The organism is Paenibacillus sp. F411 (assembly GCF_017582705.1).
GTDB classification, from domain to species: domain Bacteria; phylum Bacillota; class Bacilli; order Paenibacillales; family Paenibacillaceae; genus Paenibacillus_AQ; species Paenibacillus_AQ algicola.
This window is the reverse complement of record NZ_JAGFIP010000009.1, coordinates 53,037-75,593: the sequence shown is the minus strand read 5'-3', so window position 1 is coordinate 75,593 and position 22,557 is coordinate 53,037. Positions and strand designations below refer to the sequence as shown.

At 52.4% G+C, this 22,557-nt stretch carries 22 protein-coding genes; 8 read left to right on the top strand and 14 right to left on the bottom strand.

Annotated features, from left to right (window positions below):
* Positions 1-53: 53 nt before the first annotated feature.
* Positions 54-803 carry a hypothetical protein gene (locus JJQ72_RS11190; protein ID WP_233281082.1) on the top strand — a complete coding sequence of 250 codons (750 nt, stop codon included), beginning with the start codon at positions 54-56 and terminating at the stop codon, positions 801-803.
* Positions 804-911: 108 nt separating this feature from the next.
* Positions 912-1,409, top strand: a complete 498-nt coding sequence (locus tag JJQ72_RS11185; RefSeq protein WP_138227483.1) for a lactoylglutathione lyase family protein — start codon at positions 912-914, stop codon at positions 1,407-1,409.
* 184 nt (positions 1,410-1,593) lie between these two features.
* On the opposite strand, the gene JJQ72_RS11180 is transcribed toward JJQ72_RS11185, so the two are convergent.
* Complete coding sequence (locus tag JJQ72_RS11180; RefSeq protein ID WP_138227484.1) at positions 1,594-2,775, bottom strand: stalk domain-containing protein; 1,182 nt, start codon at positions 2,773-2,775, stop codon at positions 1,594-1,596.
* Positions 2,776-3,143: 368 nt separating this feature from the next.
* On the opposite strand from JJQ72_RS11180, the gene nikA reads away from it, so the two are divergent.
* Genes nikA through JJQ72_RS11155 form a run of 5 tightly spaced genes read left to right on the top strand, consistent with a single transcriptional unit; the run spans position 3,144 to position 8,047 of the window.
* Positions 3,144-4,694, top strand: coding sequence for a nickel ABC transporter substrate-binding protein (gene nikA, locus JJQ72_RS11175; protein WP_208203777.1), 1,551 nt, complete (start codon positions 3,144-3,146; stop codon positions 4,692-4,694).
* The gene (nikB, locus tag JJQ72_RS11170) at positions 4,691-5,650 is read left to right on the top strand and encodes a nickel ABC transporter permease (protein WP_138227485.1); all 960 of its coding nucleotides are present in this window, start codon (positions 4,691-4,693) and stop codon (positions 5,648-5,650) included. Before nikA ends, nikB begins: the two co-directional genes overlap by 4 nt.
* Positions 5,647-6,483: a nickel transporter permease gene (nikC, locus tag JJQ72_RS11165; protein ID WP_138227486.1), complete on the top strand. Its 837-nt coding sequence runs from the start codon at positions 5,647-5,649 to the stop codon at positions 6,481-6,483. Before nikB ends, nikC begins: the two co-directional genes overlap by 4 nt.
* Positions 6,480-7,289 carry an ATP-binding cassette domain-containing protein gene (locus JJQ72_RS11160; RefSeq protein WP_208203714.1) on the top strand — a complete coding sequence of 270 codons (810 nt, stop codon included), beginning with the start codon at positions 6,480-6,482 and terminating at the stop codon, positions 7,287-7,289. Before nikC ends, JJQ72_RS11160 begins: the two co-directional genes overlap by 4 nt.
* Positions 7,286-8,047 carry an ABC transporter ATP-binding protein gene (locus JJQ72_RS11155; RefSeq protein ID WP_138227488.1) on the top strand — a complete coding sequence of 254 codons (762 nt, stop codon included), beginning with the start codon at positions 7,286-7,288 and terminating at the stop codon, positions 8,045-8,047. Before JJQ72_RS11160 ends, JJQ72_RS11155 begins: the two co-directional genes overlap by 4 nt.
* A 39-nt stretch (positions 8,048-8,086) precedes the next feature.
* Here the strand turns inward: JJQ72_RS11155 and JJQ72_RS11150 are convergent, their stop codons facing one another.
* Complete coding sequence (locus JJQ72_RS11150) at positions 8,087-8,821, bottom strand: class I SAM-dependent methyltransferase (RefSeq protein ID WP_138227489.1); 735 nt, start codon at positions 8,819-8,821, stop codon at positions 8,087-8,089.
* Between the two features lie 130 nt (positions 8,822-8,951).
* Here JJQ72_RS11150 and JJQ72_RS11145 point away from each other — a divergent pair, with 130 nt between their 5' ends.
* Positions 8,952-9,425, top strand: a complete 474-nt coding sequence (locus JJQ72_RS11145) for a DinB family protein (RefSeq protein WP_138227490.1) — start codon at positions 8,952-8,954, stop codon at positions 9,423-9,425.
* A 105-nt stretch (positions 9,426-9,530) separates the two neighbouring features.
* On the opposite strand, the gene JJQ72_RS11140 is transcribed toward JJQ72_RS11145, so the two are convergent.
* The 12 genes from JJQ72_RS11140 to yycF form a co-directional block, all read right to left on the bottom strand.
* Complete coding sequence (locus tag JJQ72_RS11140) at positions 9,531-11,279, bottom strand: ABC-F family ATP-binding cassette domain-containing protein (RefSeq protein WP_208203713.1); 1,749 nt, start codon at positions 11,277-11,279, stop codon at positions 9,531-9,533.
* Between the two features lie 201 nt (positions 11,280-11,480).
* The gene (locus JJQ72_RS20755) at positions 11,481-12,167 is read right to left on the bottom strand and encodes a helix-turn-helix domain-containing protein (protein WP_208203712.1); all 687 of its coding nucleotides are present in this window, start codon (positions 12,165-12,167) and stop codon (positions 11,481-11,483) included.
* A gap of 128 nt (positions 12,168-12,295) precedes the next feature.
* Positions 12,296-12,481: a hypothetical protein gene (locus tag JJQ72_RS11130; protein WP_208203711.1), complete on the bottom strand. Its 186-nt coding sequence runs from the start codon at positions 12,479-12,481 to the stop codon at positions 12,296-12,298.
* Between the two features lie 90 nt (positions 12,482-12,571).
* Positions 12,572-13,423 (bottom strand): hypothetical protein, encoded by an 852-nt coding sequence (locus JJQ72_RS11125; RefSeq protein WP_208203710.1) that lies wholly within the window; start codon positions 13,421-13,423, stop codon positions 12,572-12,574.
* 286 nt (positions 13,424-13,709) lie between these two features.
* Complete coding sequence (gene rlmH / locus JJQ72_RS11120) at positions 13,710-14,189, bottom strand: 23S rRNA (pseudouridine(1915)-N(3))-methyltransferase RlmH (protein WP_138227504.1); 480 nt, start codon at positions 14,187-14,189, stop codon at positions 13,710-13,712.
* Positions 14,190-14,559: 370 nt separating this feature from the next.
* Entirely contained in the window at positions 14,560-14,727 is a 168-nt protein-coding gene (locus JJQ72_RS11115) for a CxxH/CxxC protein (protein ID WP_138227932.1), read from the bottom strand.
* A gap of 228 nt (positions 14,728-14,955) precedes the next feature.
* Positions 14,956-16,320, bottom strand: a complete 1,365-nt coding sequence (locus JJQ72_RS11110; protein ID WP_208203709.1) for a S1C family serine protease — start codon at positions 16,318-16,320, stop codon at positions 14,956-14,958.
* A 567-nt stretch (positions 16,321-16,887) separates the two neighbouring features.
* Positions 16,888-17,691, bottom strand: a complete 804-nt coding sequence (locus tag JJQ72_RS11105; RefSeq protein WP_138227506.1) for an MBL fold metallo-hydrolase — start codon at positions 17,689-17,691, stop codon at positions 16,888-16,890.
* A gap of 25 nt (positions 17,692-17,716) precedes the next feature.
* Entirely contained in the window at positions 17,717-18,454 is a 738-nt protein-coding gene (gene yycI, locus JJQ72_RS11100; protein WP_208203708.1) for a two-component system regulatory protein YycI, read from the bottom strand.
* A gap of 65 nt (positions 18,455-18,519) precedes the next feature.
* A complete protein-coding gene (locus JJQ72_RS11095; RefSeq protein ID WP_208203707.1) occupies positions 18,520-19,806 on the bottom strand; it encodes a YycH family regulatory protein in 1,287 nt (428 codons plus the stop codon).
* On the bottom strand, positions 19,803-21,632 hold the full coding sequence (walK, locus tag JJQ72_RS11090; RefSeq protein ID WP_208203706.1) for a cell wall metabolism sensor histidine kinase WalK: 1,830 nt from the start codon (positions 21,630-21,632) through the stop codon (positions 19,803-19,805). The genes JJQ72_RS11095 and walK overlap by 4 nt, the downstream gene beginning before the upstream one ends.
* A gap of 8 nt (positions 21,633-21,640) precedes the next feature.
* A complete protein-coding gene (gene yycF, locus JJQ72_RS11085) occupies positions 21,641-22,363 on the bottom strand; it encodes a response regulator YycF (RefSeq protein WP_138227933.1) in 723 nt (240 codons plus the stop codon).
* Positions 22,364-22,557 lie beyond the last annotated feature (194 nt).

The following is a 22,557-nucleotide window of genomic DNA, read 5'->3' as shown; positions in this document are numbered from 1 at the left end:
GAACAAACCCGCGTCTAGTTACAGCTTATAATAGAAGAAAGGGGATGAGAAGCATGAACAGATACGGATATATGGCTGTGTTTGCCGGGGCACTGCTGCTCAGTGGCTGCAGTGAAGCGCAAAGCCCCCAAGGAGCGCCGCCTCCCCCGCAGCAAGAAAGTCCATCCGACCCGCCGGCGGAAAGCCCCGACGCAGTGCCGGATGAGGAAGTCGCCGCGGAGGAAGAGCGGGATCAGGAGTCCGATCAGCCATCGGCTGAGAAACCGGATGAGGAAAAAGCACCTGACGAGGGCATGCCCCCGACAGCCAAAGAGGCTGCTGTCACCGTAATGCGAGCCTTGAAGTCAGGCGATATGGAAGCTGTGGCGGCCTGGGCTCACCCGGAGAAGGGCGTGCGCTTCTCTCCTTATGCGCACGTCGATCTCGAGAACGACCAGACGCTGAGCCGGGAGGAGCTGACTGAGGCCCTGTCCAGAGATACAGCCCGGGTGTGGGGGCATTTCGCGGGAAGCGGACATGTCATTGAGCTGCCCTACGCGGAATACCACAAACAATTTGTGTATGATGCCCGCTTCCTGGAGGATGCGGAGGTCCATGTCAACCAGTCCATCGGCAAGGGGACGACCGTGAACAATCTGAACGAGGTGTACCCTGAAGAAACGCATGATTATGTAGAGTTCTATATTGATGGGGTTGATCCCCAATACGAGGGTATCGACTGGCGCAGCCTTCGCCTTGTGTTCGAGAAGAACGATATGGACCGCTCCCTCGTCGGGATCGTGCATGATGAGTGGACACCGTAAACAGGTCATAGGAATTATTCCACCGCCGCCGTTTGACGGCAAGCCCGAGCGTATATACTATGGAGGTTTAGGCCAATCAACAACCGCTAAAGATAAAGGAGATGAACCATGACTTATCCAAGAGCATTTTCACACATCGGTTTATCCGTGAGCGATGTAGAGCAAGCCGTCACCTTTTATCGTGACGTGATGGGCTGGTATGTCGTTATGCCGCCGTCAGACATTGTGGAGGACAACGATACCGCGATCGGAATCATGTGCTCCGACGTATTCGGCAAGGGCTGGGGGTCATTCCGTATTGCACATATGGTGACCTCCGATGGGATTGGAATCGAGATATTCCAATTTCCGAATCACGAGAAGCCGGACCATAACTTTCAGTACTGGAAGTCGGGCGTATTCCATTTCTGTGTTCAGGATCCAGATATTGAAGGGCTGGTACAAAAGATCGTGGACCATGGCGGCAAGCAAAGAATGCCTATCCGAGAATATTATCCGAATGAGAAGCCGTACAGAATGTGTTATGTGGAGGATCCCTTCGGGATTATCTTCGAGGTCTACAGCCACAGCTATGAGGTAACCTACTCTTCAGGAGCCTATCAATAAATCTTGACGCCGTAAAAAAGGGGATGCTCCCCAAGTGCTTGCTGGTCTCATCAGACTCGCACTTGGGAGAAGCATCCCCTTTATTCTCATGGGAGCGCACAGGGCGCTATTGATTTCTAGCCCAGGCCATGTCGTTCATATCATGGCTGATATTGCATAAGCTCCGTGTTACTTGATCTCCGTATTATTTGAATTCCTTATTCATCAATCGTACGCCATCCCGGGTGCTTACCGGCATAATCTTGTCTTTTCCTTGATCGTTAATATACTGCATCACTTGCCCCAGAATTTGCGGAGTCGTCTCATATTCCCCTAAACGCTCTTCTGTAATACCGTGCAGCATAATAATGACCCAGGATTTCTCTTCAATCGCCCGATCGATCCAGCCCTGAATCGTGGAGAACTCTGTCGTATTCACAACAGCAAAGGATTTCAGCCAGTGCGGATCGTAGTTGTCCGCGCGGTTGGTATCCCTGTTATAGACACGAACACCATCAAAGTATTCTACCGCGATGGCTCTCACCGCATCATTATAGTCAGAGTTCGGGATCGCAATGGTGGACACCTCTCCAACTAAATCTTCTAATATAAATTTGCTGGTCTTAAACTCTTCGCGGATCTCCGCTTCCGTGCTGCTCGTCAAAAACGGATGGGTCTGTGTATGTGATGCAATCTCAATCCCGAGATCATGCGCGGCCCAGATTTGGGAGCTGTTCATAAATCTCTGTTCGCCGGAGTAAACCTTACCCCCGATAATATTAAACGTCCCCGCCATGTTATACTTCGAGTGCAATGGCAGTGCATTGTTATACGAACTCAGAAAACCGTCATCGTATGAAAACGTAACCAGGGCTTGGCCTTTGTACAGCTTTTCATTCAATGGATCAATTTTGCTCATGTCTTCGATTGGAACGGCAGCCGGTGGTACAGGCTCCGGGGTTGCTTGCGCAGCTCCGCGGCTGGATACAGATACCATACGGTCGGCACTGCTCCACTTCACCTCTGCACCGAGCGCTTCGCTGACGAAGCGGATCGGGACGAGGGTTCGACCGTTCATCACGACTGCTTTTTGCGCCAGCTTGACCCCTGCACCATTGATCGTGGCCGCAGCGGAGCCGATGGTCAGATGGACGACGGTGTCCTTATGAACGGCTTTAATATTTTTACCGGTTACACTCAAGCTTGCGCCAAGGGACTCAAATATCCCTCTCAAGGGAACCAGGACACTTCCATTAATCATCTCCGGCGGCTGGTCATAGGATTGCAGGGCTCCGTTCACCTTCACTCGAATCGGGCTGGCTGCAGATGCAGGCATCGAAACGAATAAGAAGGAAACCGACAGTAGTAACAGCAATAGCTTCTTCATGTACTTCCTCACTTTACCAAGTATTAGGTACTAATGTACCACTATATGGTAGTGTAGCACTATATGGAAGGATGAACAATAGTTTCAGCTGCTTCCATATTCTTTTTCCTTATCCCTCTGATGAAGGCCATGCGTACTTACGCAAGTGCTGCCCCATATGCATAAGCTGCCATTCATGATGCTCCTCTGTCATGACGTGAAATCCGAGACGCTCCCAGAAGGAAACGGCTCGGCGCCCCTGCTTAAATCATATTTACTGAACCTTCTCATCCTATGAATTACATTGATTAATCGTAATGATTACATTATAATCAAATCCTAATCGTAACCATTACTTCTAGGAGGCAACAATCTTGAACATCTTGAACATGAAGAACCCCCGTAAGATTTTACTCACCCTTATCTTTACGCTTTCCCTTTCGTTGCTAAGCGCATGCGGACAAGCCCGTACCTCTGAGCCCGGTTCTTCAGAAGATAAGAAGCATATTCGCTTCCTTTATAATTTCTCTACAAGTTCGTTAGACCCCCACCTCGGCTCCAGCTATGTCCCGCTCAACGCAGGCATCACGGAAACTCTGGTCCAGCTGGACGAGGAGCAGCTTACGGTAGCGCCGTGGCTCGCTCAGTCTTGGGACAGCGAGGACGGACAGCATTGGAGCATTGAGCTGCGCCCGGACGTCACCTTCCAGAACGGTAAACCGATGACGGCAGAAGCCGTCAAAGCTTCGCTGGATCGGGCGCTGAAGGAAAGTGTGGCGATCAAGAATGCCCTGAAGATTGATACCATTGAAGCGGACGGACAGAAGCTGAGCATCAAGACGGTGCAGCCTTTTCCTGAATTTATATCCGAGCTGGTCCACCCGAACACTTCTATTATAGATGTAACAGAAACCGACTTCGTGAATCGTCCCGTAGGTACAGGACCCTTCCAGCTGAAATCCTTCTCCCCCGGAAGCAAGCTGGAGCTCGTCCGCTATGATCAGTATTGGGACGGCGCATCTCCGCTGGATACTGTCGATTTTATGTTCAATGAAGATGCCAATGCCCGCTCGCTGGCACTGCAGTCGGGACAAGTCGATATTGTCTATCGTCCTGAGGTCAATGGACTGGAGATGCTGGATCAAGCAAAAGGCATTGCGGTACATTCCACAGCTACCTTCCGGGTGCACCAGATGACTATGAACCTGGAACGCAGCACCATGCAGGATATTGATGTCCGGCGCGCCGTTGATGCTTTGATTAACCGGGAGGAGATTGTAGCGTCGATCCTGCTGGGTTACGGCGAGACCGCCGTGGGCCCGTTCCTGCCTTCACTTCCGTTCGCGCCGTCCTATAGCAGCAACAGCCTGGAATCAGGTAAAGACGCCGCGGTACACTATTTGAGCCAGGCAGGCTATACGCTTCAGAACGGCAGTATGCAAAAAGAGGGCCAGCCTCTCGAGCTCACCCTGCTGACGTATTCTGCTAGAGCGGATCTGCCGCTGATTGCTCAGGTATTCCAATCCGATGCTAAAGAGATCGGCATTCAGGTGAATATTCGCCAGATTGATACCCCTGAAGAGTATATGGCTTCCAATCGGGATTGGGACATTGCCACATACAGTAACCTGACAGCTCCCCGCGGAGATGCGGGCTATTATTTGAATGCCACCTATCATCCTACGGGAGCGCTGAACTTCAGCGGGACTGAAGATCCGGCGCTGACTGCCTTGATTGATGAGCTGAACGTTACCGTGGATACAGAGAAGCGGGCTGAACTAGCTGAAGCGGCCGCTAATTATGTCCGGGATCAGGTGTACAACGCATTTGTCCTCCATCCGGCCACCATTGTAGCTTATAACGAAGACAAAGTTATGAACTGGGTGACGTCCAAAAGTGAATACTACATGATCACGAACAAGCTGGATGTGAATCTATGATTTCTTTGCTTTTTCGTAAATTCTCAGAAATGCTGATGCTGCTCCTCTTCATTACCTTCATCAGCTTTCTAATCCTTCGCCTTGCTCCGGGCGATCCGGTCCTTCAGCTATTGAAGGTGGATGAGCTGGCCGTAAGCCAGGAGCAGCTGGAGGCGCTTCGCGAGGACATGGGGTTCAATGAACCGCTGCTCGTTCAATACGGCCAGTGGCTGCTGAACTTCATCAGGCTGGATTTCGGGGAATCCTATGCTACTGGGCAGCCGGTCATGGAGATGATCCTTACAGGGCTGCCCGCCACGCTGGAATTAACCTTCAGCTCGCTGCTCGTCATGCTGCTTCTGTCTATTCCGCTGGGGTCACTGGCTGCGTTATACCGGAACAGCTGGCTGGATCATGCAAGCAGAGCTTTGTCCATTCTAGGAGCAGCGATCCCCAGCTTCTGGCTCGGCCTGCTGCTCGTCGATCTGTTTGGTGTCCGGCTCGGGTGGCTGCCCACGATGGGGAGAGATGGCTTCACCTCACTGCTGCTGCCCTCCTTCACGCTGGGCATCGCCATGTCCGGCGTCTACGTCCGGCTGCTGCGCTCCAGTCTGCTGGATTCGTTAAGCCGGGAATTCATCACTGCAGCAAGGTCGCGCGGGCTGTCTCCTTCCCGCGTGTTTGTCGTTCATGCACTGCGCCATAGCCTGCCTCCGGTCATTACTGTATTTGGTGTCAGCCTTGGCGGCCTGATTGGCGGCGTCGTTGTCATTGAGGTGATATTCGCTTATCCGGGCATCGGCAAGCTGGCTCTAGACGCGATTAAACAGCGTGATTACCCGCTGATCCAAGGATATATTCTCGTGATGGGGATCGTTGTGTTCATCGTGAATACTGCAGTGGACCTGTCGTATCGCTTCTTGAATCCGGAACTGACATCGAAGCTGACATTGAAAGCAAAGGACATTTCACCATGATCAGGATCAAAAGCTTCCATAAGCACACTTGGCGCTTCATTGTATTAGGAATTGTAATCTTTGCGATGATGTCCGCAGCCCTTTACACATTCCTGTACCTGCAGCATGACCCGAATCAGACCGATTTAAGCCAAAAACTGTCAGCCCCTAATTGGTTTCATCCGCTGGGCACCGATCACTTGGGACGGGATGTACTAACCCGGCTCTTGCTGGGCGGGATGCAGACTGTCGGCTATAGTTTGCTCGCGTTAGCAGCCTCCCTGCTGATCGGCATTCCCATCGGTTTGCTGTCCGGCTATCGGCGGGGGCTTACCGATCGCATCCTCATGAGGATTGCCGATGCTTTTCTGTCATTCCCGGATACCCTGGTGGCGATTCTGCTCGCCGGTTTGCTTGGTGCCAGCATCCATAACCTGATTCTTGCCGTCGTCATTATTAAATGGGTTAAATACGCCCGCCTGGTGCGCAGCACCATCCTGACAGAATCACAGAAGGACTATGTTCTCATGGCGAGAAGCCACGGCTTATCGGATGTTCGCATCATGTACAAGCACCTGCTTCCGCATATCATGGGCAACGTTCTCGTCATGGCCAGCCTGGATCTGGGCAAAATCATACTGCTCATCTCCGCCTTCTCCTATATTGGCCTGGGCGTTCAGCCGCCATCCCCGGAGTGGGGAGCTATGCTGAATGATTCCCGCCCTTATTTTCAATCCAGGCCCGAGCTTATGCTTTACCCCGGACTGGCGATAGTTACCGTGGTGCTGGCGGCGAACCTCGCTGGTGATTTTTTCAGAGATTATTTTGATGTTAAAAAGGAGGTGCAGCCGTGATTCTGTCCATAGACCAGCTCACCGTACGCAGCGGACAGCAGAATATCATTCAGCAGGCCTCCCTCTCGATTCCGAAGGGCGCGTGGTATGCCCTTGTGGGACAAAGCGGCAGCGGCAAAACCTTGCTTGCACAGGCTCTCGGACAGATGCTTCCTCCGAATCTGACCGCTAGCGGCCGCATTCAGTTCAAGGGTGAGGAGCTGCTGGGCATGGCCCCAGAGCGTATTCGCGCCCTGCGCGGACGCTCCATCTCTTATGTGTTCCAGGATTACCATGGCTCCTTTACGCCGTTTCGCCGGATTGGGCAGCATTTTGACGAGGTGCTGAAGACGCATACGACAGCCTCCCCTGAAGACCGGAAGCGTCAGGCGCTGGAGGCCTTGGTCTCTGTAGGGTTAGGAGAAGAGCTCTACAGCAGCTATCCCTCTCAGCTAAGCGGAGGGCAGCTGCAGCGGGTGTCCATTGCGCTGGCCCTTCTGCTCTCACCGGATCTGCTGATTGCCGATGAGATTACGACCGCGCTGGATAGCGTATCCGGCCATACCATCCTGCAGCTACTGGCCAGCAGGCAGCAGGAAATCGGCTGCACCATTCTGTTCATTACGCATGACTGGCGTCATGTGAAGCGGTATGCCGACCGCATTGCCGTCATGAAGTCAGGGGAGATCGTGGAGTCGGGCAGCAAGCATGTGCTTCTTGACCACCCCAAGCATCCTTATACGAGAATGCTGATTCAAAGCTCGCCTACATTACCGACCCCGAAGGGCTACCTTCTTTCCGGTCTGAAGGAAGTGAATCCGGAATGAGCCTGTTAACAGTGAACCAGTTAACCAAGTCTTATCAGCAGGGTCAGCCTGCGGTGCATAACATGTCCTTTGAACTGCAGCGCGGGGAAAGTCTGGGACTGGTCGGGGAAAGCGGCTGCGGCAAAAGCACCTTGGCCCGCTGCTTACTGCGTTTAGAGGACATCGACCGCGGTGAGATCCTGCTGAACGGCGTTCACATGGAAAAGCTGCACGGCCGCAAACTGCGGCCGCTGCGCCGGCATATCCAGATCGTGCTGCAGAATCCGGCCGCCGCACTCAATCCCAAGCTGACTGTCAGGGACAGCTTAGTCGATCCCTATGAACAGTTTAAGCAGGAGCTTGCTCTGAAGCATTTTACAGTACCGTCCCTGGACCGTTATGTGCAGCAGCTGCTGGAAGCCGTTGAACTCCCGGCCTCGCTTGGCAGCCGGTACCCGCATGAATTAAGCGGCGGTCAACGCCAGCGGGTCACCATCGCCCGGGCCATCAGCATCGAGCCGGAATTAATGATCCTCGATGAGCCGACCGCCAGCCTCGATGTCTTATCCCAAGGTGCTGTACTGAAGCTGCTATCCTCCCTGCAGGAAAGCTTGGGGCTGTCGTATCTGTTCATCTCGCATGATCTCGCGGCCGTCTATCAAATGTGCCCGCGCATCCTCGTGATGAAGGACGGCCGCCTGATCGATCAATGTTCACGGGAGCAGTTATTTCATGAGGAGCGCCATGCCTATACGAAGGAATTGGTTTCGATGTATTGAAGAAGGCGTAATAATGCGGAGGATACACTACGCTCTATCCTAGCTCTTCACTGCTGAAATTAATAAGAACATGGGGCGTCGGAATTCTTCTTGCCAGGCAGGATTGTTATCCAGCATCTCTTGGCTCGGTTGAAGCTCGGAAAGCCTTGTCAGTCTAAAACCGGAATCTATTAATGCATTGACTTGGGTGGCAACACTACGGTGGTATTTGACTACATTCTTTTCCAAGAAATTGGACTGCCGTAATCCTTCCTTGTGGTAGTTATCGACAGGCCAATGAACTTTCTCACCATCCGGGCTGTAGCACCAGTCTTGGGCAGCTAACGCGGTAAAGATCGGGTGTTCCACCGAGAAAACGAAAGTCCCTCCAGGTGCAAGGCAGTGATACACTTTACGGCAGATCGTGTCGAAGCACTCCACATAATGAAGCGCTAAAGAACTGATGACTACGTCGAATTCCTCTTCCGCAAAATCAATGTCTTCAATGGCGAGATGCCGATACTCAATCTGAGGATCGACGGTCATTGCTTTAGCGCGCTCTAACATGTTCTCCGAGATCTCCACACCAATGACGGACCTGGCCTGACGTTCGCGCACATAGCGACAATGCCAGCCAAAGCCGCAGCCAAGATCAAGTACTCTTTGATCACGCAGTTCCGGAAGCAATCCGCGAAAGGTGCTCCATTCTCCAGCAGCATCCAGCCCGCCAAGCGAGCGAGGCAGCTGACTATATTTTTCGAAAAATTCTGAATCATCGTATTTATTCTGTTTCACAGTAACCGAAGCCTCCTATCTTCAAATAGCAATGACCATCTATTTATTTATCGGATTTTATTACATAATATTACCGTAGGTTAGGCTTGAAATAAAAACGGACTACATGGTTACCAAAGGAGCACACGAGATGAACGTTTATTGTATGGGTGTTTTGAAAGAGATGGATTTGGCAATACACTCTATCGTCAAATTGATCGACATGCTCAGCGAAGAAGACCTGAACTTTAGGCCGACGGAAGGAAAATGGTCGATGGGTGAGTTACTCTCGCATATGTCGGTAATATGTAAAGCTGATTTCCTGATCGGTGCAGGAGCTTCAGAGGAGGAGATGGATCAATTCTACGAAGAAGCTGAGCCCGAAGTCAATCGGAAAGCCATCACTGAGGCCTTGCTTCACAATTATGCTTATCTAAAAGAAGGCATAGCCAAGTTAAGCGAAGAAGAGCTGCTTCAGGAAAGAACTTCGTACTTTGGAGTGGTTCATTCGCGCTACGAATGGCTGCTGGATACTCAGGCACACCTGTTTCATCACCGGGGGCAGCTGCATTCCATGATCGTTCATAACCTTAAGCTCGAGCCAAACGTTCCGTTGTTCGAGTAAGCTTAACAAGAGGAGCTTCGCTTTTAGCGGAGCTCCTCTTGTCCAATATTCGATGATTCTTGCCGGAATGTCCCAAGCTTGTGGCGCACACTAGAGCGAGAGCGATTAGAGCGCAGACAGCCGCTTGATCCATCCCTCCAGCTCGTCAACCAATCCCTTGGCTAGCTCAAAATCCATTTCTTTCAAGGCCGATTCGATTTGCATTTCGACGGACTTTTTCTTCTGCTCCGTTTCTAGGTAGTCTTTATTAAAATGACTCGCGTAAATCATCTGTCTGAATTTTCGCATACTCATTTTACGGATGGTCTGATGCTCCACGATCAGCACATAGTCCATCCCGTTGACGACGGAATAGAAATCATGCGAGACCATTAGAATCGCACCTTTATAGTTAAGGATGGCTTTTTCGAGCGCGATCTGTGTGTAGACGTCCAGATGGCTTGTGGGTTCATCAAGCAGCAGCAGATTGGCTTGACTGGCCGCGACCTTAGCCAACTGGAGTATATTTTTTTCTCCGCCGGACAGCGATTCGATCTTTTGCTCAAGAATCTCTCCCTCAAAGCCGTAGCTCGCTAAATACGCTCTGACCTCGTCATACGTGTTGAATCCGGCGTCGATGAATTCATGCAGGATCGTGTTGGCATCTTCCAGTGTTTCGCCTTGAAGCTGAGATAAGTACGCCACTTTGGCATCCTTGTGGACTTGAATCGACGGATGCTGGTTCCGGAATATATCCCGCAGCAACGTCGTCTTCCCGGTCCCGTTTGGACCGATGATCGCGACCTTATCCGTGGATTTGATCTCGAAGTGTACGTTATCCAGCAGCAGCTCGTCAAAGGCCACACTATAATGATCTACTTTTACGAGTACATCGTCTTCCATTTCATGCTCCAGCCCGAAGTGGATATCACGCTGCTTGATCTCGACGAACGGCGCTTTGATCCTGCGCGCTTCCAGCCTTTCCTGGAACCTCACTCGGGCCTTTAACGCCCGGCCTCGGGATGCTTCTGAATTGTAAGTCGCGATCGCTCTGAGGTTGTCAATGATGTGATCATATCGCTCGATCTCTTCGGCTTCAGCGGCGGCGATCTCCTGCAGCTCGATTTTGGTCTGAAGCAGCGAGAAATGGTATTCGATATAGCTTCCGTCGAACTCTTGAATTTCTGTATTCTCCAGGTGAATGATTTTGTTGAAGCAATGATTTAAAAGATAGCGGTTATGCGTAACGACGAGCAGCATGCCTTTGTGGGAGTTGATTAATTTTTTGAGCGCATTCAGATTTTCGAAGTCCAAGAACACATCAGGCTCGTCCATAATCATCAGGTCCGGGTTCGTGAGCATCTCCTTCATGACCTGGATCAGCTTGAACTCTCCGCCACTTATCGAGGTTACGCTAACGTCTTTGAGCTTCGCCAGATTGGCCAGATTCAGCTTCTTATGAATCCGGCTCTCCGCATCGTCCCCGCCCATGGATTCCAGCGCGTCCAGCGTGAGCTGGTATCTCTCCATCAGGGAATCCATATCATGAGTGGTCGCCATTTCAGCATAAATTGCGTTAAGCTGCTCCTGGAGCCTTGTAAATGCTTCACTCATATATTCAAAAACGGTCATGTCCGTTGCCGGGTCCACCTGCGAGAACTGACTAACGTACCCGATTCGACAGCTGGGATCGATCTCCAGCTTGCCGTCAAACACATGCTTGTCCGGGTCCATCAGAATTTCGATCAGGGTGCTTTTGCCGCTGCCGCTGGTTCCGATAAAGGCGCAATGCTGCCCTTCCTCGAGCGTGAACGAAATGTCGGTATACAGTTCCTTTTGCGGGAACGAGAAGGATAAATGTTCAACTTTAATCATGGTCTTACCTTTCCTGGTAGCTGAAATGGAGTTGATTAGAAGTGCTGCAGCCTCTCCACTGTGGGGGTCTGCCGCACCTCAGATTAACACTGTTTGCTGCTAAATTCAATGCTTGAGACTGCGGGTTTGAGAAGGGTTATGCATGCTGCTTTCATGTATGACTGCATGGGTGCTGCTTATTTTTCCAAGACCTAGCGCAGACTATTCTGTAAGAGACGAATGAGGGGGATTGTGGTACGATAACATTCTATACGGAAAGAGGACGTGATAAAGCTGATAACGGTTCATTTTCTTCATTTCGAGTCTTTGAAGATCAGCCTCTGTCAGTTCCTCGGGCGTTTTCTTCTTGCCTCGCCTATCCTTTAGTGCATCTTCACCCCCATCTTCAAACTTTTTTACCCATTGGTACACTTGTTGGTAGGAGACTTTATGTTGTTCTGCTGTCTTGTGGTAATCGTGTTGATTTGCAAGGCAGTACAGAACGATTTCTATCCGTTCCTGCCACGTTGTAGATCGACCCTTCGTCATAGCTTTGGTTCCCCCTGTATAGGTTTTTAGGCTGCTATGACTATTATACTTGTCGATCCATCTAGTGAGTTGGTTTCGGCTCGCAATGTTATACTTGTCGATAATCTGGTACTTTGATAGTCCACTATTCAAATAATTTAGTACTGCTTGGAGTTTAAGCTCCGCAGAGTAACTTCGATAATGGGTCCGTACTTCTAGGCCTTCATATCCGTGAACCTCATAACGACGTCTCCATTTAGCAAGAGTTGATTTAGAAATACCGTATTTTTTCACTGCAGCTTTAACTCCGATATGTCCCAGCCTGATTTCTTGAATAATGGCAAATTTCTCTGAGGCACTCCGCTCTATTTTTCTGGACACAAAAAATGCTCCCCTCACGAAAACAGGTTTTATTATTTCACCTGTCTACCGTAAGGGGAGCATATCATATGATTGGAAAGCCCCAACACTTAGTCATAAGTTAAACATTATAATCTAAAGAATCACCCTTATGCCCAGAACCAACCATTTAATTGTTCAATCTTTTTACAAACACTTGCCTCAGTTCGCCCAAATGAATTAGCAATAGCAGAAGCCTGATTATACATATCCTGCTTCGTTAGTAGTGAGGAAGCAATATTCTTGATCATCTGTAAATCTGAAGCAGTCCAATGCAAATAGTGATTGACTGGCATATAAAATCATCCCTTCTTTAAGGTGTATCTGTTAGGTAAATTACCCTTGGATGGATAATTGCTTAATCATCTGAGCAGCTTGATTCGTTTCTACAAGCCTACGTTTGTACAGTCGCCTAATAGTTTGATTTGATCGATAAGAGTATCAATGTTGTGAATCCACTCGTAATTGCGTACTTCGACTCGCTTTTCGTCCCGCAAATCGGCGGGAAGCTTATACATGTCATCTGCAAGTACATTTGGATGAGCTCCGGTTGCCAAAAAGATAAGCTGCTTTTCTGGATCCGCTAAGCACGTCGTACGCGCCTGAACTTTCGCAACGTACTCCTTTACAGCTTCACGATCATGCATGAACTGCCAGCCCGATACGACCTTTTTCCCCAAATAACTTTCTACTTGGCCAAGATCCAGACCGTTTCGAAGTGACCCAACAATAAAAAATATCTGATGCTTCTTCAATCCATGTCTTACCTTGGATACCAACCCGTCTGCAATTTCGTACCAAGCTTCTCCACGAATAAATCCCATGTCGGTAATGAATCGAATCGCACTTATCGGCCTGCCATCTTTCCACACGTATACGGAACCATCAGTTTCTCGATCCGCAGTATAACCCTCCCCAAGATGCCGGTTAAAAAAGTCGCTGAGCATATTGGTTATTTCTACATTCACCCGTCGCCCCGACTTTCTTGCATTACCTAATCTTAACCGCTCACCCTCTTCAGCGAAGTACACATCCGTAACCCCCAGGAACAACTCTGCGTTCAAGTTTTGCTTATCGCTTGTGGGTTCAGGCTGGTGATTTAAATCCTTACTTGCCATAAATAACTGGAGTAATCGTTCGACCTCCGCATGTGCTCTCGCCTCCTCTGTATGCGCCCGCAACCATTCACCTTGTGCAATTTTAATCTGATTCAAAATCTTCATCTGCTCGTTGATCATTTCTCGGTCCCTCCAAATAAGGTAATGATAATACGTAATGTCTAGAATTATAATATCATGGCCGTCTACCTTTTTCAATATAAACATTGCCTTAAAAAAATAAACAAAGAATAAAAAGTGTGTAAAACAAAAATAACCCCTTCGACTACGGGGCTTGACCCTAAGTAGTTGTCGCGGCTTAATTTGTATTGTTTAATGCCCATTTCCATGAACTTACCTATCAGCTACATGACGCTTCGGGATGACTTTCTGCGCCCCGTACGTAGTTTAGATCAAAAATTTCGCCCTACTTGTGATAAGGCTCCCCCCGATTAATCTTCACCGCCCGGTACACCTGCTCCGCCAGCACCAGGCGCATGAGCTGATGGGGCAGCGTCATGCGCCCGAAGCTCAAGCGCCGCTGCGCGCGGCGCAATACCCCATCGGCGAGCCCGTGGCTCCCGCCGATGACAAACACGACATGGCTCGTCCCATACGTGCCGAGCTGGTCAAGCTCAGCGGCAAGCTCTTCCGAGCTCCAGAGCTTGCCGCCAATGTCGAGCGCGATCACATGCGCGCTCTCCCGGATCAGCGCGAGGATGCGTTCCCCCTCGCGCCCTTTCACCTGAGCGACCTCAGCCTCGCTCAGGGAATCCGGTGCTTTTTCGTCAGGCACCTCAAGCACCTCAAACTTCACATACGGCGTCAGGCGCTTCGCGTACTCCTGAATGCCTTGCACCAGATACTTCTCCTTCAGCTTGCCCACACCGATAATCTGAATCAGCATATGTACACATCTCCTTTTCAATCACAGCCACACTCATAGGATCCTTCTCTAACCCAGCCACTTCTGGCGGCCACAGCCGTTTTCTTTCTCGTTCGTCCCTCTCCCTCTCTCAATCACACACATTCCTTCTCCAACCCAACCAACACCTTGCTGCCGCAGCCATTGGCTCACTCGTTCTCAATCTCACACTGACGCTGTACCCCGCTCCATACTCTACCTCTCCAACGCACCTGCACAACCCCACTCTTCCCATTCCAATCCCCAAAACAAAAAAGAGCGCCCAAGCACGCTCTCCCCTCATCTATTCTATGACTTGGCTTACACGCCTGACGCTCTCTTTCGCGTCCTGAAGCCCAGAGGCCTTGCAAAGCTACACTACCAGAAACTCCGCATGCCGCTCGCACTCCACGCACTTGACGGGAGGATCCCAATCGGAGAACTCGGTCTCTTTCAGATCCACAATGTCCGGAGCGTCCTCAAACTCGTCTACAAAATTCTCAATTGCCAATTCTACGTGCTCTTTGCACACAACGTACATGGTAAGCATCCCTTTCTGTCCATCCCAAGTCGCATGTATTCCGATCTGTCATCCCTGTTGTTCACAGTATGGCCACTCTTCAGTTCTAACACACGTCGCCTTAAAAAGAAACCCGTATTCTCAGGCATCCCCCTGCACCGCGCTGTCAACAGCACCCGGTGCCGGTCTCGTGCGGGGAGGGAATTCGAGGCTCGCCCCGCGCATATGCAGGAACAGCTCCGCTATTCCCTACTCCCCGGGCTTCTCCTCCAGCTTCACCTTCAGATCCTGCTGCTTGCCCTCGCGGTAAAGCGTCACGTTCAGGCTGTCGCCGACCTTCGTCTCGTGGTACAGAAACTTGCGCAGCTCCAAGGTGGTCGTAATCGGCTTGCCGTTGAACTGAGTGATCACATCATTCAGCTTCAGTCCTGCCTTTTCGGCCGGTCCCAGCACATCCAGGACGACAACGCCTTCCTGCACATCCTTCGGCAGCTTCAGCTCTTCCAGATCCTTTTTGCTCAGAGGGGCGTACGGATTGCCCAGGTCTACGGTGTAGACACCGAGGTATGAGCGCGCCACCTTGCCGGTCATCATAATTTCCTTCACAATCTCTGTCACGTCATTGACCGGAATCGCAAAGCCCAGTCCCTCCACGCCGGATTCCGCAATCTTCATCGTGTTAATTCCGATCACGCGGCCGTTCAGATCCACAAGCGCGCCGCCGCTGTTGCCTTCATTGATGGCGGCATCCGTCTGGATGACCTCTGCCTCCCAGTCATACACGCCGTCCTGATTCAAGGAGACCGGGATGACCCGGTTCGTGTAGCTGATAATGCCGGACGTCAGCGAATCGCCCAGTCCCAGCGGATTGCCGATCGCAAACACCGTTTCGCCGAGGCGCAGCTTGGAGGAGTCTCCCAGCTCGGCAACCTCACCGATACCCTTGCTGTCAATGGACAGCACGGCGAGATCACTCACCTTATCGGTGCCGATCAGCACCGCATCCTTGCTCTCGCCGGTCACCGTCACGACCTCCAGCCGGTCAGCGCCCTCCACCACATGGTTATTCGTCACGATATATGCTTTGTTCTCTATCTTCTTAAAAATCACACCCGACCCCAGCGAGTTCTCCTCCATCCCGCCGTCTGGAGCAAACTCTTCACCGAAATCGAAATTCTCTCCAAAATCAAAATCCTCCGGCAGCTCCTCCAGCCACGACTCATCCTCCGGGGAGGCCTCATCTGGAGCCAGCTCCTGCTCCTCCGGAAGCACCGGTTCCGGGTCCTTATGGGTGACAACACTGACGACCGAGGGCCTTACCTTGGCAGCTGCATTCACCAGGCGCTCGTAAGGATCGCCGTTCGTGGGGGTAAGCTCATGGCCGCTCAGGCCTGCAGCCGGGGATGAGCCGGTGGAATGTCCGGTCAGCAGACTGAACAGCAGCACCGCAATCAGGGCACTGCATACCGAGCTGATCGCGGAAATTTGAAGCGTAGACAGCGGTTTACGGCGGCGGCTGACGCGCCATTTTGCCGGGGCCGGGGCCTTCTTCAGTTCCCTGCTCTCCCGTCCGGATACTCTCGTTGAGTAAAAATCATCATCAAACAACCCCATATGGCCGCTCCCCCTTTGGTCCCGTCCGAAAATATATGTACTTATTATATAACTGTTACATCCGCCAAAAAGTTGCACTGTTCATAGCTGCCACTTCAAAAAGCGTACTTCTTACCTATTCTTTACCACCGTTCAGCCCTGCAGAAGCATCTATCAATTCCTTGCATTTCAACCATAGTTTTACCAGTCCAGGGACGAAAAAAGAAACAAGCCCTCAATCGGCATGCTTCCTTGCCCGGTGGTCATTTCTTCCCGGTATTCTTCAACCTTCCGGTACTTCGTTCATTGTACCACAACACCAGGTCTTTGACCGTGATTTCTGTGTCAAGCGAGTGTAATATTTTATGTAAATTACATCCAGTTTATAGTGATCTCGCGTCATCCTCCAGTCGCATTCCTGAGGTTCCTGCTTCACCTGAATAAACACCCCTTTCCATCCGCAGTAAGAGCTCCTACTCCGAACATAAAGGGGTGTCCGCCATTGCCACTACCATTGCCATTGCCACTACCATTGCCATCGTCCTGGAAAGGGTGATGTCCTGTCATTCATGCTATGAATTATAATACTTATTTCTTCAGCTCATCCCATGGGGTAGAGCGGTCATAGTACGTATCGCACAGCTTGAACTCGCTGTCCTTGAAAAAGCAGCCGCGGTCCTCCATCGTGTCCCGCACGGTCATTTTGGCGAGGTCCATCATGTTGTGATCCCGGCTCAGATGGGCAAGATAGGCCCGCTTGGTATCGCCGGTCAGCAGCTCGCTGAGCGCTTCGCCCGCGGATTCATTGGACAGATGCCCCAGATCGCCGAGAATGCGGCGCTTCGTGTTCCACGGATAGCGGCCCATGCGCAGCAGCTCGATATCGTGGTTCGATTCCATCACGAGCACATCCGAGCCCTCAATCGCCCGCATCACCTTGTCACTGACATAGCCGAGATCGGTAGCGACCCCCAGCTTCTGATCACCGTCATAGAAGCAGTAGCCTACGGGCTCGGCCGCATCATGGGAAATCTCGAACGGCTCTACCCGCAGGGTGCCGAAATCCTTCACCTCATCGCTCTGCAGCACAATCCGGTTCTCCTCCGCAATGTTGCCAATCGAGCGGTTCATGGCCTCCCAGGTCTTCTCATTGGCATAGATCGGCAGATTGTATTTCCGCGCGACTGCGCCGAGACCCTTAATATGATCAGAATGCTCATGCGTGACCAGAATGCCGTCGATCTCCTCCCCGGACATCTCCCGCTCCTTCAGCAGCTCATCAATGCGACGGGCACTGAGACCGGCATCAATAAGCAGTGTCGTATCCTCGTTCCGGACGATCGTCGCATTGCCTGTAGAGCCGCTCGACAGTACGGAAAAAGATATCGCCATTTCTTCCACTCCCTTTATGTTTGCTTTATGGCTTCTTCGGTGTAAACACGTCCCCGCTGATGCCCTGAACGTAAATCATTTCCCCGTTATCCAGCGTAAACCGCCATGCAGGAGCTGCCAGCTCCACTTCCGTATCGAACATCTGCCCGTAGTACCCCAGCTGGATGTCCTTCACGGACGAACGCGGCGGGATCACATTCCGCTCGATCAGCGTACTGAGCGCCTTGGAGGCCGAGAGCACCTTCTGCTCCTCCACATCTCCTGTCGGCTCGATCTCCAGCACCGGCTCACGGTAGAATTCAATCTTCTGGCTCTCGTGAAACAGCTCCAGCTCTACATTAAACAGCGGCCACTGGCCATGTACGAGCGGCCGGTAGACGAATGTACTCTCCCGGTCTGACTGCGGATCATGGCGGTATTGCTCCAGATCCGCAATCTGATTCCCGATCGCACTCTGCAGCTCCTTCGGCTCTCCGTAGATGAGCCGGGTATCCACCGGCTGCTCCAGCGGCACCGGATCACCCTGTGCGTCGGGACGGTAGGTATATGATATTTTGGGCAGCTGCGGCGTTTCAGCCGGGATGGGACTGAGCACCTGAATCCGGTTCTCCTCCATCATGCGCTGGGTCGCCCCGGACAAGGAGGTGAAGTCCGGACTCGCGCCCGCCCGATCGCGCATATCCATCCAGAGCTGGTAGCCCAGCACCAGATTGAGCAGCAGAAAGGCGTAAATCAATACGTTTTTGGCCCGTCCCCAATCCATCCTCCGTCCTCCTTCTCGCTAGGTGTGTTCAAGGCTGCTGCGCAGCAGGGTTCTGACCGCTGCCGTTACAGTCCACTAAGATCCGTCAAGCTGCCATCGGGCTGTACAACGGCCCAGACGGGCGTCAGCACGAGGGTGTTCCCGGTCAAGGCAGGCCGGTAGGCGGGCTGCAGGCCGGCAATGGACACATTGTCCGGCAGCTGTGACAGCACCTGCCTTAAATCCTCGCCGCCAGGCAGATGATCCAGCCGCTTCTCCTTCTCTACCGGCTCTGCATACAGGAGTGAACGCTCATAAGAGGTCACCGTCCCCTGCTGCAGCTCCAGCGTCATAAGACCGTAGTTCAGTCCCGGGGTGTCCAGTACGGGAAGACCGAGATCGTACCGCTGAAACTCGACCCGGCGGCTGTCCTGAACGTCTTGCGTCCGGCTCAGCCGATAGCTGCCGCTCCAGCCTCCGTGCTGATTAACGAAGCTGATCGCCGTCAGTACGTCCCGTCCGGGATTGTTCTCGCCGGTAGGCGGCGCGGCGGGATCTGTATAGTTAATCCGGTATTGGCTTTCATCCACCTGGAGGCTCCGTTTGCCGTCTGTGTAGATTTCCGAGCCGTCCCGCTCCCGAATGTTCCGCGTAATGCCAGGGTCAAAGAACAGGCTTCGCTGCATCTGCTCTACCGTATAGCTGTTCATCGTCAGCTCCAGCGAGACGATCGGCAGCGGCTCCTCCGGAATATAGTAGGCAGCATCCTCGCTTAGCGTATACGGCACCCAATCCTGCCCGAAATCCACGAGCTGACCGATATCCTGCGCTGTTAAATCGGCCTGGGCCGCTTCATACACAACATTTCCTTCCGTACTGAAAAAGAGCACATGCACCTTCGGCTCGCCTTCTACGCTGTACAGCCACATTTTGTGGATGCTTTCTCCCTCGAACAAGGAGTCCGGCGTAATCTGCATGACCCGCTGCAGCAGCGTAACCGGCATGCCGGAGCCGAAGTTCAGCTCAATTCCCTGTGTCGCACGGCGAAGGGCAGACCAGTCCATATTGCTGACACTCCGCCGCTGAAAGCTGTCAAACGTGCGTCCCTTAATCCGGTTATAGATCAGGTCATAGAACATTTGGCCGGGATAGAACACCGTATGCTTGTCCTCCCCGAGGTGAACGACCATATTTTTCGGATAGATCAGATTCTCAGTCCGCTCCTCCGGTCCCATCTCGTCTGTCTCGATGTAGGAGCTTCCCGATTGCACGACCGATTCACTGCCTGGCAGGCGGTAGATGAGGAAATAGCTCTGGATCAGACTACACAGCACCAAAAAAGCCAAAAATGCCGTCTTCACGCGCTCCATCATGCGCTCTTGCCTCCTTCCACCACCAGCGGCAGCGTAAAGGTTACCTTGGTGCCCTGCTCCAGCTCGGAGTGAAGCGTAATATGGCCCCCGTGGGCCCGTACAATTTCCCGGGCAATGGAGAGACCCAGACCCGTTCCGCCCATATTGCGGGTACGGGCTTTATCCACCCGGTAAAAGCGTTCAAAAATCCGCTCCAAATCCTTCTTCGGAATCCCGATCCCGGTATCGCTGACTGACAGGGACAGCATACCCTGTCCTGTTAAAGCCGCTTCCATCGTAATCTTGCCCCCGTCCGGGGTATATTTCAGCGCATTGGAAATGAGGTTGTCGAGCACCTGGTCAATGCCATCGCGGTCCAGCATGGCGTGAGAGATACCCTCCTTCACATCAATAACGGCTGTAATGTCCTTCTGCTGCATTTGAAACGAGAACCGGTCCTCTACATCCTCCAGCATTTCCACAATGTCCACCTTTTGCTTGCGCAGCGCGGCTTCTTTGGAATCCAGGCGGGATAGATGCAGAAGATCCGTGACGAGCCGGATCATCCGCCCCGTCTCGTTCTGAATAACGTTCACGAACCGGGACGCCAGCTGGGTATCCTCCAGCGCGCCGTCTCCCAGCGCTTCCGTGTAGCTCTTGATCGTCGTCAGCGGTGTGCGCAGCTCATGCGATACATTCGCTACGAATTCCCGGCGGGAGGACTCCAGCTGCTCCTGCTCCGTAACATCCTGCAGCACCGCAATCGTACCGGTAATGCCGGTGTCGCGCCGGTGAATGGGTGTAAAAGTCACCCGCATCGTCAGCGCCGGGTCCCCTTCGCGCGGCGCAATCTCCAGCAGCCGGGAATCGAGCCCTTCTCCCCGGGAGAGCGCATCTCCCTCCGGCTGGGCAAGACCCAGCAGGGCTGATATTTCCTGTCCGGCAAGCTCTTCGCCCTCGACGCCGAGCATTTGCCCCGCCCGCCGATTCATCAGAATGACGCGCCCAGCCTCATCGGTTGCAATCACGCCATCGCTCATGTTGGTCAGAATGGACGCCAGCTTCTCCTTCTCCTCCTCGTTCTGGGAGAGCGCCTCCCGCAGGCGGCTCGTCATATAGTTGAAGGCCTGGCTAAGCTGTCCGATTTCGTCGCTGCCGAACACCGGTGTTTTCTCGGTAAAGCGTCCTTCCGCCACTGCCCGTGCATGCTTTGTCAGCTCTTTGATCGGGTGGGTGATCGTATGCGACAGAATGACACCGAGCACCGCCGTCAGTCCCAATGCCAGCAAGATCCCGGATATAAAAATATTATTAATCCACTGCATCGTCTCATACAGCTCGTTCATACTCGCTACAATATAGATGGCTCCAACGATCTTGCCATTGTAAATGACCGGCTTCGCCACAACCTTCTTGCGGATACCGTCATCATCCAGAATGTTCTCTTCATTATCGCGAATCCCCTGCAGCGCGCGGCTGACCACCGTCTGGGTGTTCTTGTTCCCGACATACTCCGCCTGGGAGGAGAGGGAAGTCGTAAGCACGCGCCCCGTCGCATCCAGCACCTGAATTTCAGCGCCATCGAGATTAAACAGGTTGTTGACCATAATTTGCAGGCTCTCTACGGGATCCTCCTCACCATCGGTTCCGCCGGCCAGCGTCTTCGCGGCCAGGACAGACATCAGCTCCGCCCGCTCCTGCAAATCCGTCGTAAAATTGCTCGTCAGTGAATTTTTCATCGCGCTGACAAAATACACACCGATCAGCTGCATCGCAATCAGAATGAGCAGCACATAAATAATAATGACCTTCGCCTGAATCGTGCGGAAGAAGGAGAGCCACTTCATGGACAGGCTCACTTCTTGGGACTGCGCATCACGTAGCCCAGCCCCCGCCTGGTCAAAATATACTCCGGCTTGCTCGGATTCTCTTCGATTTTCTCCCGCAGACGGCGGATGCTGACATCCACGGTACGGACATCGCCGAAATACTCAAAGCCCCATACCGCCTGCAGCAGATGCTCTCGTGTCATCACCTTGCCGGCGTTCTTCGCCAGGTAATAGACCAGCTCATACTCGCGGTGGGTCAGATCCAGCGCTTCCCCGCTCTTGTAGACCATATACATGTCGGTATCAATGAACAGCTCCAGCAGCCGCAGCCCCTGCTCTTCTCCGCCCGGTGCCGTGCCGTTCTGCTCTGTCGAGGGGCTCTTGTGCTGCCGCCGCATCTGGGCCTTCACCCGGGCCAGCAGCTCTCTCGTGCTGAACGGCTTGGTCACATAGTCGTCCGCACCCAGCTCCAGCCCCAGCACCTTATCAATCTCCCCGTCCTTCGCGGTGAGCATAATGATCGGTGTCTGCAGGCCGGCAGCCCGTATCTCGCGGCATACGTCCATGCCATCCTTGCCCGGCAGCATCAGATCCAGCAGCATCAGATCCGGATGACGGGACAGCGCCAGCTCCACAGCACTGATGCCATCAAACGCGCAGATGACGTCATAGCCTTCTTTTTCCAGATTAAACTTTAAAATATCAGCGATGGGCTGCTCATCATCCACCACCAGAATCGTTCCCTGCATGTGCTTGTTCACCCCAACCCTTCACTTGAGCCGTAGTTGACCCTATTTTACCATACCTGCTTGTCCCTGACATCAGGGAGGGCGGGGATCCCTTCTGCTCAGAGCGCAGTCACTCAGAAAGCTTCCTTACAATGAGAAAACCGCCCCTGGCGGGAGCGGTTGTCTCTGGTTAAGTTATGATATATAAAACCAAA

Bases quoted from the DNA above. Each gene is read 5' to 3' on its own strand.
- JJQ72_RS11095 (WP_208203707.1), bottom strand. From the start codon at position 19,806: ATGATGGAGCGCGTGAAGACGGCATTTTTGGCTTTTTTGGTGCTGTGT.
- JJQ72_RS11155 (WP_138227488.1), top strand. From the start codon at position 7,286: ATGAGCCTGTTAACAGTGAACCAGTTAACCAAGTCTTATCAGCAGGGT.
- JJQ72_RS11185 (WP_138227483.1), top strand. From the start codon at position 912: ATGACTTATCCAAGAGCATTTTCACACATCGGTTTATCCGTGAGCGAT.
- JJQ72_RS11110 (WP_208203709.1), bottom strand. From the start codon at position 16,320: ATGGGGTTGTTTGATGATGATTTTTACTCAACGAGAGTATCCGGACGG.
- JJQ72_RS11125 (WP_208203710.1), bottom strand. From the start codon at position 13,423: ATGATCAACGAGCAGATGAAGATTTTGAATCAGATTAAAATTGCACAA.
- yycI (WP_208203708.1), bottom strand. From the start codon at position 18,454: ATGGATTGGGGACGGGCCAAAAACGTATTGATTTACGCCTTTCTGCTG.
- JJQ72_RS11105 (WP_138227506.1), bottom strand. From the start codon at position 17,691: ATGGCGATATCTTTTTCCGTACTGTCGAGCGGCTCTACAGGCAATGCG.
- rlmH (WP_138227504.1), bottom strand. From the start codon at position 14,189: ATGCTGATTCAGATTATCGGTGTGGGCAAGCTGAAGGAGAAGTATCTG.
- JJQ72_RS11115 (WP_138227932.1), bottom strand. From the start codon at position 14,727: ATGTACGTTGTGTGCAAAGAGCACGTAGAATTGGCAATTGAGAATTTT.
- JJQ72_RS11145 (WP_138227490.1), top strand. From the start codon at position 8,952: ATGAACGTTTATTGTATGGGTGTTTTGAAAGAGATGGATTTGGCAATA.
- walK (WP_208203706.1), bottom strand. From the start codon at position 21,632: ATGAAGTGGCTCTCCTTCTTCCGCACGATTCAGGCGAAGGTCATTATT.
- JJQ72_RS11130 (WP_208203711.1), bottom strand. From the start codon at position 12,481: ATGCCAGTCAATCACTATTTGCATTGGACTGCTTCAGATTTACAGATG.
- nikA (WP_208203777.1), top strand. From the start codon at position 3,144: ATGAAGAACCCCCGTAAGATTTTACTCACCCTTATCTTTACGCTTTCC.
- yycF (WP_138227933.1), bottom strand. From the start codon at position 22,363: ATGCAGGGAACGATTCTGGTGGTGGATGATGAGCAGCCCATCGCTGAT.
- nikC (WP_138227486.1), top strand. From the start codon at position 5,647: ATGATCAGGATCAAAAGCTTCCATAAGCACACTTGGCGCTTCATTGTA.
- JJQ72_RS11190 (WP_233281082.1), top strand. From the start codon at position 54: ATGAACAGATACGGATATATGGCTGTGTTTGCCGGGGCACTGCTGCTC.
- JJQ72_RS11180 (WP_138227484.1), bottom strand. From the start codon at position 2,775: ATGAAGAAGCTATTGCTGTTACTACTGTCGGTTTCCTTCTTATTCGTT.
- JJQ72_RS11140 (WP_208203713.1), bottom strand. From the start codon at position 11,279: ATGATTAAAGTTGAACATTTATCCTTCTCGTTCCCGCAAAAGGAACTG.
- nikB (WP_138227485.1), top strand. From the start codon at position 4,691: ATGATTTCTTTGCTTTTTCGTAAATTCTCAGAAATGCTGATGCTGCTC.